This is a genomic window from Aliibacillus thermotolerans (assembly GCF_027853235.1).
Taxonomy (GTDB): Bacteria; Bacillota; Bacilli; order Bacillales; family Marinococcaceae; genus Aliibacillus; species Aliibacillus thermotolerans.
This window is the reverse complement of record NZ_WKJG01000100.1, coordinates 1-13,445: the sequence shown is the minus strand read 5'-3', so window position 1 is coordinate 13,445 and position 13,445 is coordinate 1. Positions and strand designations below refer to the sequence as shown.

At 43.7% G+C, this 13,445-nt stretch carries 12 protein-coding genes; all 12 read left to right on the top strand.

Annotated elements, in window-relative coordinates:
* Positions 1 to 30: 30 nt before the first annotated feature.
* Positions 31 to 510, top strand: a complete 480-nt coding sequence (gene lspA, locus GJS40_RS13475; RefSeq protein ID WP_270898373.1) for a signal peptidase II — start codon at positions 31 to 33, stop codon at positions 508 to 510.
* Positions 500 to 1,411, top strand: a complete 912-nt coding sequence (locus GJS40_RS13470) for an RluA family pseudouridine synthase (RefSeq protein ID WP_270898372.1) — start codon at positions 500 to 502, stop codon at positions 1,409 to 1,411. The genes lspA and GJS40_RS13470 overlap by 11 nt, the downstream gene beginning before the upstream one ends.
* A gap of 194 nt (positions 1,412 to 1,605) precedes the next feature.
* Positions 1,606 to 2,154 (top strand): bifunctional pyr operon transcriptional regulator/uracil phosphoribosyltransferase PyrR, encoded by a 549-nt coding sequence (gene pyrR / locus GJS40_RS13465; protein ID WP_270898371.1) that lies wholly within the window; start codon positions 1,606 to 1,608, stop codon positions 2,152 to 2,154.
* A gap of 190 nt (positions 2,155 to 2,344) precedes the next feature.
* A complete protein-coding gene (locus GJS40_RS13460) occupies positions 2,345 to 3,661 on the top strand; it encodes a solute carrier family 23 protein (RefSeq protein ID WP_270898370.1) in 1,317 nt (438 codons plus the stop codon).
* A gap of 41 nt (positions 3,662 to 3,702) precedes the next feature.
* Complete coding sequence (locus GJS40_RS13455; RefSeq protein WP_270898369.1) at positions 3,703 to 4,614, top strand: aspartate carbamoyltransferase catalytic subunit; 912 nt, start codon at positions 3,703 to 3,705, stop codon at positions 4,612 to 4,614.
* Between the two features lie 25 nt (positions 4,615 to 4,639).
* The gene (locus GJS40_RS13450; protein WP_270898368.1) at positions 4,640 to 5,917 is read left to right on the top strand and encodes a dihydroorotase; all 1,278 of its coding nucleotides are present in this window, start codon (positions 4,640 to 4,642) and stop codon (positions 5,915 to 5,917) included.
* 2 nt (positions 5,918 to 5,919) lie between these two features.
* A complete protein-coding gene (locus tag GJS40_RS13445; RefSeq protein ID WP_270898367.1) occupies positions 5,920 to 6,999 on the top strand; it encodes a carbamoyl phosphate synthase small subunit in 1,080 nt (359 codons plus the stop codon).
* A 13-nt stretch (positions 7,000 to 7,012) separates the two neighbouring features.
* Positions 7,013 to 10,234 (top strand): carbamoyl-phosphate synthase large subunit, encoded by a 3,222-nt coding sequence (carB, locus tag GJS40_RS13440; protein WP_270898366.1) that lies wholly within the window; start codon positions 7,013 to 7,015, stop codon positions 10,232 to 10,234.
* On the top strand, positions 10,231 to 11,007 hold the full coding sequence (locus GJS40_RS13435; protein WP_270898365.1) for a dihydroorotate dehydrogenase electron transfer subunit: 777 nt from the start codon (positions 10,231 to 10,233) through the stop codon (positions 11,005 to 11,007). The genes carB and GJS40_RS13435 overlap by 4 nt, the downstream gene beginning before the upstream one ends.
* Complete coding sequence (locus tag GJS40_RS13430) at positions 11,004 to 11,918, top strand: dihydroorotate dehydrogenase (protein WP_270898364.1); 915 nt, start codon at positions 11,004 to 11,006, stop codon at positions 11,916 to 11,918. The genes GJS40_RS13435 and GJS40_RS13430 overlap by 4 nt, the downstream gene beginning before the upstream one ends.
* Positions 11,915 to 12,625, top strand: a complete 711-nt coding sequence (gene pyrF / locus GJS40_RS13425) for an orotidine-5'-phosphate decarboxylase (protein ID WP_270898363.1) — start codon at positions 11,915 to 11,917, stop codon at positions 12,623 to 12,625. The genes GJS40_RS13430 and pyrF overlap by 4 nt, the downstream gene beginning before the upstream one ends.
* Complete coding sequence (gene pyrE / locus GJS40_RS13420) at positions 12,622 to 13,254, top strand: orotate phosphoribosyltransferase (RefSeq protein WP_270898362.1); 633 nt, start codon at positions 12,622 to 12,624, stop codon at positions 13,252 to 13,254. Before pyrF ends, pyrE begins: the two co-directional genes overlap by 4 nt.
* Positions 13,255 to 13,445 lie beyond the last annotated feature (191 nt).

The following is a 13,445-nucleotide window of genomic DNA, read 5'->3' as shown; positions in this document are numbered from 1 at the left end:
CCATCATGACAAAAATAAAGAGGTAGAATTATGGTCATTTACTATTATGTGCTTGCCCTCCTTATTATCGGGATCGATCAATTGACAAAATATCTCGTCGTTCATTATATGGAAATTGGTGAAAGCATCGAAGTCATTCCTTCATTTTTTTACATTACATCTCACCGGAATGCTGGAGCAGCCTTTGGTATTTTACAAGGACAAATGTGGTTGTTTTACATTGCCACGATCGTGGTCATTTTTTTCGTCGTCTATTATTTACAAAAACATGGGCGTGAAAGCCGTATGATAGGAATCCCTCTTGCTCTCATCCTTGGTGGGGCGATCGGGAATTTTATCGATCGCTTATTGTTCCAAGAAGTGGTCGACTTTTTGAACGTTTATATATTTACATACAATTATCCTATTTTTAACGTAGCAGATTCTGCGCTTGTTGTCGGAGTGATTCTGTTAATGATGAAAATAATAATGGACGATCGAAAAGAAAAGAGGCAACAACATGGAAACTAAAAAGTCTTGGAAAATCGCTGAAGATGGTGTCGGGGAAAGAGTGGATAAACATGTCGCAGCACATACGAATATGTCACGACAATCGGTCCAAACATTGATTAAAGAAGGGAATATTTTAGTTAACAATAAGCAGGTGAAAAATAATTATGTATTGGCACGTGATGATGAAATTAGTATTGCCATTCAGGAAAGGACATCTTTTTCCCTCAAACCAGAGCCGATGTCACTGGATGTCCGCTATGAAGATGAACATTTACTCATTGTCAATAAACCGCGTGGGCTTGTTGTTCATCCTGCTCCGGGGCATGCGACAGGAACTCTCCTACATGGGCTTTTGGCATACACTTCTTTATCGGATGTATATGGAGAGGAACGTCAAGGAATTGTGCATCGCATTGATAAAGACACCTCAGGACTTCTCCTCATTGCCAAACATAATGACGTACATGAACGATTAGCGGAGCAATTAAAACATAGAAACATTGAAAGAAAATACAAAGCAATCGTTCATGGGTCCATTTTACATGAGAAAGGAACGATCGATGCTCCCATCGGTCGAGATCCGAAAAATCGAAAACGAATGGCAGTAACTGACCATCACGGGAAAGAAGCAGTAACGTATTTTCAAGTGCTGGAAAGATTTCAAGACTACACGTTTGTCGAATGTGAATTAGTCACTGGTCGCACCCATCAAATCCGCGTGCATATGGCGTACATCGGTCATCCGGTTGCAGGAGACCCTCTTTATGGACGGAAGAAAACATTACCGATTGACGGACAAGCGTTACATGCATTTTCGTTGACATTTGTACACCCGATGACAGACGAGACCATTGCAATTGAAGCACCTCTTCCAGATGATATGGTGAAGGAATTGGAAAAATTAAAAAATACACCTTGACCAATGGAGAGAATTTTGTCATAATGAAGCAAATCACATTTCCTTTAACATCAGTCCCGTGAGGCTGAGAAGGATGAAAACACCTAGCGAGTGAACATGGAAGTAATTGGACGCTCGTTGTATGCCCATATAGGTATATCATCCTCTTGCCCCTGCGGGTGAGAGGATTTTTTATGTAAGGAGGTTTTATTGTTGTGAAAGAAGAACGCGTTTTATTAGATGATCAAGCCATTCGCCGAGCGCTTACCCGTATATCCCATGAAATTATCGAGCGAAATAAAGGGATTGATGATTGTGTTCTCATCGGGATTAAGACGAGAGGAATTTATATTGCCAATCGCCTTCAGTCCAATATTCAAAAAATAGAAGGGGTAGATATACCAGTTGGGGAAGTGGATATTACGCTTTATCGGGATGATTTAAGTCATCGAAATGACAGTTTAGACCCGGAGTTAAAAGGAACGAATATACCGGTGAATATTGAAAACAAAAAAATTGTTTTAGTAGATGACGTTCTTTACACCGGCCGTACTGTACGGGCAGCCATGGATGCGGTGATTGATCTCGGACGACCTGCGCAAATACAACTAGCAGTGTTAATCGATCGCGGCCATCGCGAGCTTCCGATACGTCCAGATTACGTTGGGAAAAATGTACCGACAGCAAAAAATGAAATGATTGCTGTTCATTTGAAAGAAACAGACGATAGAGAAACCGTGACCATTCAACAACGTCCGACATAAGCACCCTCTTTAAATCAGTCCGGGAGGCTGAAAAGAGGTATAAAGTGAAGCGATTGTTCAGGAATCGCTTGACATTGTACCTCTTTGCCTCATGTGAGGGAAAGAGTTTTTTTATGCCCTTGCTGAAAAGGATATAGTAACTGATCGATTAGTCTGAGTGGTATGGCGGAGATTTTATGGGAGGTATCCAATGGACGAGCAAATCAATGTGAAAATTCGTGAAATACCTAAATGGCACACGTGGTTTTTCCTAAGTATTCAACATTTATTTGCCATGTTTGGCGCAACCATTCTCGTTCCGTTATTAACGGGATTAAATCCATCTGTTGCCTTAATTTCTAGTGGACTTGGAACACTTTCTTACTTGTTCATTACGAGAGGAAAAATTCCTGCTTATCTCGGCTCTTCCTTTGCCTTTATCATGCCTATTATTGCAGCGATGACCATCGGTGGACCTGAAGGAGTCATGATTGGAACTTTTGCTGCAGGAATGGTGTATGGCATTGTCGCTTTGTTCATGAAAACGACAGGGGTGGAGTGGTTAATGAATCTTCTCCCGCCGGTTGTTGTTGGCCCCGTAATTATGGTGATTGGGTTGGGACTAGCAGGAACAGCGATTGACATGGCGATGAACTTCGATGAGACGACCGGGCAATATGTGGACCCAATGCTTCATTTATCCGTTGCATTGTTCACCTTATTTATTGCCATTATTGCATCTGTCTTTTTTCGGGGATTTTTCAACTTAATCCCGATTTTACTTGGAATTGTAGGTGGATATATTCTTGCGGCTATCATTGGATTCATTGATTTTACAGAGATTCAAGCAGCCCCTTGGTTGTATATTCCGTCCTTTGTCACTCCGTTTGTTACCTTTACTCCGGAATGGTCGTGGACAATTCTTTTTATCATGGCACCGATCGCAGTGGTAACCATTGCCGAGCATATTGGGGATCAAATGGTGTTAAGTAAGGTAGTAGGAAAAAATTTTCTCAAAGATCCCGGACTGCACCGCTCGATTTTAGGAGATGGCGTGGCCACGATGATTGCTTCTTTCATCGGAGGCCCACCGAATACGACTTATGGAGAAAATATCGGTGTTCTTGCCATTACTCGTGTCTTTAGCGTATTTGTCATTGGCGGAGCGGCAATATTAGCGATTCTTTTCGGATTCATTGGGAAAGTGGAAGCGATCATTGCGAGCATTCCAGGAGCCGTCATGGGAGGTGTTTCCATACTTCTCTTTGGAATTATCGCTTCCTCTGGTTTACGCATGCTTATCGACAATGAAGTCGATATCGGCAAAAAAAGAAATTTAATTATCACTTCCGTTATTCTTGTCACCGGCATTGGCGGTGCATTTATTCCTGTGAACGAGCATTTAGAAATCACAGGAATGGCGCTTGCAACCATTCTTGGAATGATACTTCATCAAGTCTTGCCACAGAAACAACTAGGTTATGGAAACGGAGCAATGTTTCGTTCGTTAGAAGATCAAAGCAAATGAAAGAACCTTCGATCATTTGAAAAAGGAAGGGAATGATTTTCATGGGAAATCATTATGATAAACAGAAAAAGCCAACGCATGTTTTAACTGTGGAAAATTGGGAGAATGATGAGATTTATGCCCTTCTGGAGCGCGCCCAATCTTTTCAAACTTCTTCTCGTTCCTTTATTCATGAACAGTTGTTTGCAGCCAATTTATTTTTTGAACCGAGCACAAGAACGAAAATTAGTTTTGAAGCGGCAGAAAGAAAATTAGGCTTACAAGTCCTTCCTTTTGAAGCGAATACGTCCAGTATTAAAAAGGGAGAAACTCTTTATGATACAGTAAAGACGTTGGAAAGTATCGGTGTGGATGTTGTTGTCATTCGTCATAGTCAAGAACGGTATTTTGATGAATTGATGGATGCAATTCACATTCCGATCATTAATGGCGGTGATGGTTGCGGTCACCATCCAACCCAATCTTTTCTCGATTTGCTCACAATCCAACAAGAATTTCAAACTTTTGAAGATGTCAACATTGTCATCGCGGGGGATATTTCCCACAGTCGTGTGGCTCGCTCCAACATATATTTACTGGAACGATTAGGGGCGAAAGTATACGTAGCCGGTCCGAAAGAATGGATGTCGGAGGAATGGATGGCTCGTTACGTCACCATGGATGAAGCGGTAGAAATTGCGGATGTGATGATGATGCTTCGAATTCAACATGAACGACATGCCGTTAAAATGGTGGCAGGTCCAGCAGAATACCATGAAACATACGGATTGACGGTCGAACGAGAAAAACGGATGAAACCAACGAGCATCATCATGCATCCTGCTCCGATCAATCGAGGAGTAGAGATTGCCAGTGAATTAGTAGAATGTGAGCGTTCCCGCATATTTAAACAAATGACTAATGGAGTGTACGTACGGATGGCCGTGCTCGAATACGTTTTAGAAAGACGATAAAGAATACTTTGAAGGAGGAGTAGCGATGAACGGTTGGATTACGAATGGCGTAGTGTTTACAAAAGACGAAACATTAGTGAAAACGGATGTGGAAGTAAAAGACGGGAAAATTGCAACAGTTGGGAAAGCCCCAACGGAAGCAAACATCATCATTGATGCAAAAGAAAAATTACTCTCTCCTGGCTTTATTGATGTCCATGTTCATCTTCGGGAGCCGGGGGGAGAACATAAAGAAACGATTGCAACCGGGACGAAAGCAGCGGCAAAAGGCGGTTTTACTACCGTTTGTCCGATGCCGAATACGCGCCCGGTACCGGATACGGTGGAAGAAATGGATAAGCTGTGGGAGAGAATTCGCGCTTCTGCGGTCGTTCGCGTGTTACCATATGCGTCCATTACCATTCGGCAGTTAGGAAAAGAACGGACGGATTTTAAAGGGCTGAAAGAAGCCGGTGCTTTTGCTTTTACCGATGACGGAGTAGGCGTGCAAGACGCATCGGTCATGTATGAAGCGATGAGAGAAGCAGCACGGGTAGGTCTGCCAATTGTCGCTCATTGTGAAGAAAACACATTAATATACGGCGGCAGTGTTCACGACGGACAATTTGCGAAAAAACATCGTGTGAAAGGAATTCCATCGGTTTGTGAGTCGGTACATATTGCTCGCGATGTGCTTTTAGCAGAAGAAACGGGTGCTCATTATCACGTTTGTCACGTCAGTACGAAAGAATCTGTGCGCGTCATTCGCGATGCGAAAAAAGCGGGAATTCACGTGACGGCGGAAGTCACCCCACATCATTTATTACTTTGTGAGGAAGATATTCCGTCTCCCGACCCGAACTATAAAATGAATCCACCGCTTCGTTCCAAAGAAGATCAAGAGGCATTAATCGAAGGCTGGTTAGACGGAACGATTGATTTTATCGCGACAGACCACGCGCCTCATACGGAGGAAGAAAAAGGGGTTGGGATAGAGAGAGCACCCTTTGGTATTGTTGGGCTTGAAACTGCTTTTCCGCTAATGTATCAACATTTTGTTGAGACAAAAACATGTTCGTTAGAATTTTTATTATCGTCTCTTACCCTTCATCCGAAAGAAGTCTTTCAGATCGATGGCGGGGTGATTCAAGAAGGAGAAAGAGCGGACCTTACCCTCATTGATTTGGAGAAAGAATACACAATTGATCCGAGCACATTTGTTTCAAAAGGAAAAAATACACCATTTACCGATTGGAAAGCAAAAGGAGAGCCGGTGTGGACGATGGTGGAAGGGCATGTTGTTTATGAGAAAGGGGACAAGTAACCATGAATCGTAAGCTCATCTTAGAAAATGGGGCCGTGTTCGAAGGAAAAGCTTTTGGAAGTGAACGGGAATGTACGGGAGAAGTAATTTTTACGACGAGCATGACCGGATATCAAGAGCTCTTGTCTGACCCCTCTAGTTGTGACTATTTAATGACAATGACTTATCCTCTCGTTGGAAACTACGGGATTAATCGGGATGATTTTGAATCTCTCCATCCTTCTGTCGGAGGAGTGATTGTAAAAGAACATGCAACGTATCCGAGTAACTTTCGTAGCATCATGAGTTTAGATGAATGGTTAAAAGAAAAAGACATCCCGGGGATTGCTGGTATTGATACGAGAAAGCTGACACGTATGCTTCAAAAAGACGGAACGCTCATAGGACGAATCACTTCCATGAAAAGAGAAGAGACGGATACAATTGAGGAATTACGGGCGTTTCAGCCATCTCGAGATCGGGTCAAAAAAGTATCGACGAAAAATGCCTATCACGTTCCTGGCTCTGGCAAACGATTGGTGTTACTCGATTTCGGGGTGAAACATAGCATCGTAAAAAGTTTAATTGAACGGGAAGCCGATATTTTTGTCCTACCTTACGACACGAGTTACGAAGAAGTGATGACATATCATCCTGATGGAATCGTGTTAAGTAACGGTCCGGGGAACCCTGAAGATGTGAGAGAATCCATGAAGACAGTTAAATCGTTTATTGGGAAAGTTCCTCTCTTTGGAATCGGACTTGGCTTTCAGTTGATTTGTCTTGCATCTGGTGCGAAAACAATGAAAATGGCGACCGGACATCACGGAACGAGTCATCCGGTAAAAGATTTACGCAAAAACCACGTCTATATGACTTCTCAAAACCATGCGTATACGGTAGCGCGTGAATCCCTTCGTTCTACTTCTTTGGAAGTGACGCACATTCATGTCAATGATGGGACAGTTGAGGGAGTCGCGCATAAAACGGAGCCGGTATTTGGTGTACAGTTTCATCCCGAAGCAAGTCCAGGACCGAGGGATATGAACGATATTTTTGACAGTTTTATCACGCGTATGGATGCGGAGAAACCTACGTATTAATAGGAGAGATATTATGCCAAAACGTACTGATATTCACAAGATTCTCGTCATTGGATCAGGTCCAATTGTCATTGGACAAGCAGCAGAATTTGATTACGCCGGAACGCAAGCTTGTCAAGCGTTAAAAGAAGAAGGATACGAAGTCGTGTTAATTAACTCAAACCCAGCGACGATTATGACGGATACAAATATGGCAGACAAAGTATATATCGAGCCGATTACGCTAGACTTCGTATCACGCGTCATTCGGAAAGAAAGACCTGACGCCATCTTACCAACTCTTGGCGGTCAAACAGGTTTAAATATGGCGATGGAGCTTCATCGGGAAGGAATTTTAGAAGAATTTAATATTACCTTGCTTGGAACAGAGTTAGAAGCGATCGAACAAGCAGAAGACCGGGAGCAGTTCCGAGCTCTCATGCACGAATTAAATGAACCGGTGCCGGAAAGCGAAATCATTCATTCGTTGGAAGAAGCGAAAGAGTTTGTCGCACAAATCGGTTACCCGGTCATTGTCCGTCCTGCTTATACGTTAGGAGGAACTGGTGGTGGGCTTGTTGACAATGAAGAAGAACTCGAAGAAATTGTCGCTTCTGGCTTAAAATATAGCCCTGTTTCCCAATGTTTAATTGAAAAAAGCATCGCCGGATTTAAAGAAGTGGAATACGAAGTGATGCGAGACGCGAAAGGACAAAGTTTAGTCATTTGCAACATGGAAAATGTCGATCCCGTCGGTATTCATACCGGAGACTCTATCGTTGTTGCGCCGAGTCTAACGCTCTCGGACCGGGAGTATCAAATGCTGCGCCACTCTTCTTTAAAAATCATTGAAGCATTAGGAATTGAAGGGGGCTGTAACGTCCAATTCGCCCTGTCACCAGATAGCTTTGATTATTACATTATCGAAGTCAACCCGAGAGTGAGTCGCTCTTCTGCGTTAGCATCAAAAGCGACCGGGTACCCAATTGCGAAAATAGCTGCCAAAATAGCGTGCGGATATTTTCTTGATGAGTTGAAAAATCCTATCACCGGAACGACGTATGCCAGCTTCGAACCGTCTCTTGACTATATCGTCACGAAAATCCCGCGCTGGCCCTTTGATAAATTTGAAGCGGCAAATCGTACTCTTGGCACACAAATGAAAGCGACGGGAGAAATCATGGCAATTGGGCGTACTTTTGAAGAATCATTAATGAAAGGGATTCGTTCATTGGAAATGGATCGCCTTCATCTGTACGATGATACGCATCAAACGATGGATGAGGATGAAATCATTTCGAAACTAGAAAAAGCAGAAGATGAACGACTATTTGTCATCGGAGAAGCGTTTCGTCGTGGTTGGTCGGTGGAATCGGTCCATAAACATACTGCCATTGACCGCTTTTTCTTAGAAAAAATTAATGGAATTGTACAATTAAGCGAAGAATTAAAAGAGGTTCCAGGAAATATAGAAAAGCTTATGCAAGCAAAATCGGTTGGAATTGCGGATGTGACCATTGCAGACATGTGGCACTGGACGGAATTAGAAGTGTATCAATTCCGAAAAGAACATGGAATCACACCGGTGTTCAAGACGGTGGATACGTGTGCGGCGGAATACGAAACAGAAACTCCTTATTATTACTCGACGTATGAAGAAGAAAACGAAAGCGAGAAAACAGATAAACCATCCATTCTCGTTCTTGGCTCCGGTCCGATTCGAATTGGTCAAGGGGTGGAGTTTGATTACGCAACCGTTCATACCGTTTGGGCGTTACAAGAAGAGGGCTACGAAGCGATTATTATTAACAACAACCCGGAGACGGTCTCTACCGATTTTAGCATTTCTGACAAATTATATTTCGAGCCCCTCACGTTAGAAGATGTGATGCATGTCATTGAATTAGAACAACCGGAAGGGGTGATCGTTCAGTTTGGCGGACAAACGGCGATTAATTTAGCGGACGGATTACACGAGCGGGGCGTTCCGATGATTGGTACGACGATGGAAGACATGGACCGTGCCGAAGATAGAGATAAATTTGAACAAGCGCTTCAACAATTGGAAATTCCGCAGCCACTAGGAAAAACAGCGACTTCTGTCAAAGGAGCGCAAGAAATAGCGAATGAGATTGGATATCCGGTTTTAGTCCGACCTTCTTACGTTCTTGGTGGCCGTGCGATGGAAATTGTTGACAATGAAACAGAATTACAATCGTATATGCGTCGTGCGGTGAAAGTGAACGAAAAACATCCGGTATTAATTGATCGCTACATGATCGGAAAAGAAATCGAAGTGGATGCGATTTCCGATGGGGAGGATGTGTTTGTTCCTGGGATCATGGAACATATTGAACGGGCAGGTGTTCATTCGGGTGACTCTATTGCGGTCTATCCTCCGCAAACTCTCTCTCAAGAGATGAAGGATAAATTAGTAGATCGGACGATTGCAATTGGACGCGGCTTAAATATTAAAGGACTTTTAAACATCCAATTTGTCATTCATGAAGATGAAGTGTACGTCATTGAAGTGAACCCACGGGCTAGTCGAACGGTACCATTTTTAAGCAAAATTACCGGTGTGCCGATTGCTTCTATTGCAACAAAAGTGATTACTGGAAGAAGTTTAAAAGAATTAGGCTATGAGAGCGGAATGTTGCCGGAGAAAAAGGAAGTGTCGGTGAAAGTGCCTGTCTTCTCTTTTGCGAAATTGCGTCGGGTAGATATAAGCCTTGGTCCGGAAATGAAATCAACAGGAGAAGTGATGGGTCGAGACATTTCAGTTGAAAAAGCGCTCTACAAAGGGCTGATCGCTTCAGGAATGAATATTCCACCACATGGGTCCGTTTTATTTACCATTGCAGATAAAAATAAAGAAGAAGCAGTGTCCCTTGCTCGTCGTTTCCATCAAATTGGCTATCATATTTTAGCGACAGAAGGTACTGCTAATTATTTGAAAAAGTACGATATTCCAGTGGATAAGGTCCATAAAGTATCGGAACCCTCACCGAATTTATTAGACATTATTCGTGAAGGGAAGGCACAGTTTGTTATTAACACGTTAACGAAAGGAAAGCAGCCAAGAAGAGATGGTTTCCGTATACGAAGAGAAGCAGTCGAAAATGAAGTGGTTTGTCTCACATCCATTGACACAGCTGATGCTCTCTTAAACGTATTGGAAATGATTACTTTCTCAGCGGAGGCGCTACCGGTGATGAAAGAGCGACTAGAAGGGGATAATGAGGTGAGTAAATGAAAAAAGAACATATGACGGTGGGGGCGATTCGAGAGATTGCTCATCGTATTTATGAAATGAAGTTATTTGGAACCATTGCAACAGAGGTGAAAATGCCAGGGCAATTTTTGCATATTTTACCGAGCCATCAGCTGCAACCACTTCTTCGTCGCCCCATTAGCATTTCTCATGTCAATCAAGAGGAGAAGGAATTGACGATTGTATTCCGAAGAGAAGGAGAAGGGACGACGCTACTCGCGAACAAAACTCCTGGAGATACTGTGGACGTACTAGGTCCGCTTGGAAATGGCTTTCAAGTGGAAGAAGTGTCCGCAGGAGATAGCGTCTTGATTGTAGGAGGAGGAGTCGGTGTCCCGCCACTCTACGATCTTGCTCGTGCGTTAAAAGAACGAGAGGCCAACGTTACAACGGTTCTCGGATTTGAAAATAAAGAAGCGATGTTTTATGAAAAAGCTTTCCAATCGTTTGGGGAAGTGTTCGTGAGTACCGTGGATGGTTCGATTGGAACGAAAGGATTTGTCACCGATGTGATTCAAGAAAAAAACATCTCTTTTGACCGTTTGTATGCGTGCGGACCCGTTCCGATGTTAAAAGCGTTAGAGACGAACTATCCGGAAGCTGTGGGAAGCTTATCGTTAGAAATTCGCATGGGTTGTGGGATTGGTGCATGTTTTGCTTGCGTTTGTCACGTGCAAGGGGATGCGTCCGGGCACGATTACCGGAAAGTGTGCAGTGACGGCCCGGTATTTCCATGGAGAGAGGTGGTACTATGACAGCACTTCGCGTCGAATTACCGGGGCTTGATATGAAAAATCCGATCATGCCTGCTTCGGGTTGTTTCGGTTTTGGAGAAGAATATGCAAAGTTTTATGATTTGAATGTGCTCGGAGCCATTGCATTAAAAGCAGCGACCCACAAACCGCGCTTTGGGAACGAAACTCCCCGTGTAGCAGAAACGCCAGCGGGCATGTTAAATGCGATCGGGTTGCAAAATCCAGGGGTCGAAAAAATTGTTTCTGAAAAACTCCCTTGGTTGGAACAGTTTGAGACACCGCTTCTAGCCAATGTGGCAGGATCGCAAGTGGAAGATTACGTAGAAACAGCAACAGTCCTTTCACAATCCGGGAAAGTGGCCGCACTAGAATTAAATATCTCTTGTCCAAATGTGAAAGAAGGCGGCATTGCATTTGGGACAGACCCGGATTTGGCAGCAGAATTAACGAGACGTGTAAAAGCCGTCTCGGATATTCCGGTATACGTCAAATTATCTCCGAACGTGACAGACATCGTTGTCATTGCACAGGCAGTAGAAAAAGCCGGTGCCGATGGTCTTTCGATGATTAACACGCTTACAGGGATGAAAATCGATATAAACACAGGACGGCCGTTGATTGCGAACGAAACGGGCGGATTATCCGGTCCAGCGATAAAGCCGATTGCCATTCGCATGATCCGGGAAGTAAGAAGGCAAACAGAACTTCCAATTATCGGGATGGGCGGGATTACTTCTGTCGAAGATGTGATTGAATTTTTCCTTGCCGGAGCGGATGCCGTCGCCGTCGGAACCGCAAATTTCATCAATCCTTACATTTGTCCGACATTAATTAAAGAACTGGAAGAATGGATGGAAGCAAAAGGTTATCATCATCTTCGCGATGTGAAAAGAAAGGGGGGCTGGGCATGAACCGTCCCGTCATCATTGCGATGGATTTCGAAAATAGACAGGAAGCGGAACGATTTTTGACATCATTTTCAGGAGAGTCGCTCTTTTTAAAAGTAGGGATGGAACTTTTTTATAAAGAAGGACCTTCTTTAGTGAGAGATTGGAAAAGAGAGGGACATCGCATTTTTTTAGATTTAAAATTGCATGACATTCCGAATACGGTGAAACGAGCGGCGAGACAACTCGCTACTTTTGGCGTCGATATGACTACTGTGCATGCTGCTGGGGGAGTAAAGATGATGGCAGCGGCGATGGAAGGGTTAAAAGAAGGAACGACTACGGGAGACCTTCCGATTTGTGTAGCGGTGACGCAATTAACGAGTACGAGCGAAGAAATGATGAAAGAAGAACTATACATTGCTCATTCCCTTGAAGATACCGTCGTTCATTATGCGAACAATGCAAAACGTGCAGGGCTACATGGTGTCGTTTGTTCCGCATTGGAAGCGGGGCATATTAAAGAACAAGTATCTCCTTCCTTTTATACGGTCACTCCGGGAATTCGTTTACAAAGTGACAGTCATGACGACCAACAGCGAGTCGTCACGCCAGTAAAAGCGAAAAGCTTAGGAAGCGATGCCATCGTCGTTGGAAGAAGCATTACAACAGCTGACGACCCAAAAGCTGCCTATGAAAAAATAAAAACAGAATGGAGGGGAAAAGAATGAAGCATCGCATCGCTCGCGAATTATTAAACATTGAAGCGGTCGCCTTAAGACCCGATGACCCTTTCACATGGTCATCCGGTATGAAGTCTCCCATTTATTGTGATAACCGTTTAACTCTTTCTTACCCGTCGTTACGAAGTGAGATTCGAAATGGATTGGTAGGACTCATCAAAGAACATTTTCCTGACGTCGACGTGATTGCAGGAACGGCTACTGCCGGTATCCCTCACGCTGCACTTGTCGCGGAACAGATGAACCTTCCGATGATTTATGTACGTGGCTCATCGAAGTCTCACGGAAAAGGGAACCAAATTGAAGGAAAAATAAAGCGTAGGGATCGGGTCGTTATTATCGAAGACTTAATCTCTACTGGCGGAAGTGTCATTCATGTCCAAAAAGCGTTATTGGAGGCAGGGGCCGATGTGTTAGGAGCGGCAGCCATTTTTACGTACGGACTAGAAAAAGGGAAACAGTTACTAAAAGAAGCAGACCTTACATATTACACTTTAACGGACTACGAAGTCTTACTAGAAGCTGCCCGAGAAAGCGGTTATATTACAAAAGAAGAAGAAGCGAGACTATCACTCTGGAAAAATAACCCGGAAAGTACCGATTGGATGTCAAATTAAAAGTAACTGAGTCATAACTATCCAAAAAAGAATGGTTCCAAGCACTAACATTTGCTTGGAACCATTTTTAGTGCGCCCGGCATGGGTGTAGTCTATAGGGTGCAAGTCCCGAGCCACGAAGGCAGAAGTAGTGGTTAGCTTAACGCAAGGGTGTCCGTGGTGACGCGGAATCTGAAGGAAGCGGGCGGCAA

Excerpts from the sequence above, each read along its gene's own strand:
- lspA (WP_270898373.1), top strand. The coding sequence starts at position 31 with ATGGTCATTTACTATTATGTGCTTGCCCTCCTTATTATCGGGATCGAT.
- GJS40_RS13470 (WP_270898372.1), top strand. The coding sequence starts at position 500 with ATGGAAACTAAAAAGTCTTGGAAAATCGCTGAAGATGGTGTCGGGGAA.
- GJS40_RS13460 (WP_270898370.1), top strand. The coding sequence starts at position 2,345 with ATGGACGAGCAAATCAATGTGAAAATTCGTGAAATACCTAAATGGCAC.
- GJS40_RS13455 (WP_270898369.1), top strand. The coding sequence starts at position 3,703 with ATGGGAAATCATTATGATAAACAGAAAAAGCCAACGCATGTTTTAACT.
- GJS40_RS13450 (WP_270898368.1), top strand. The coding sequence starts at position 4,640 with ATGAACGGTTGGATTACGAATGGCGTAGTGTTTACAAAAGACGAAACA.
- GJS40_RS13445 (WP_270898367.1), top strand. The coding sequence starts at position 5,920 with ATGAATCGTAAGCTCATCTTAGAAAATGGGGCCGTGTTCGAAGGAAAA.
- carB (WP_270898366.1), top strand. The coding sequence starts at position 7,013 with ATGCCAAAACGTACTGATATTCACAAGATTCTCGTCATTGGATCAGGT.
- GJS40_RS13435 (WP_270898365.1), top strand. The coding sequence starts at position 10,231 with ATGAAAAAAGAACATATGACGGTGGGGGCGATTCGAGAGATTGCTCAT.
- GJS40_RS13430 (WP_270898364.1), top strand. The coding sequence starts at position 11,004 with ATGACAGCACTTCGCGTCGAATTACCGGGGCTTGATATGAAAAATCCG.
- pyrF (WP_270898363.1), top strand. The coding sequence starts at position 11,915 with ATGAACCGTCCCGTCATCATTGCGATGGATTTCGAAAATAGACAGGAA.
- pyrE (WP_270898362.1), top strand. The coding sequence starts at position 12,622 with ATGAAGCATCGCATCGCTCGCGAATTATTAAACATTGAAGCGGTCGCC.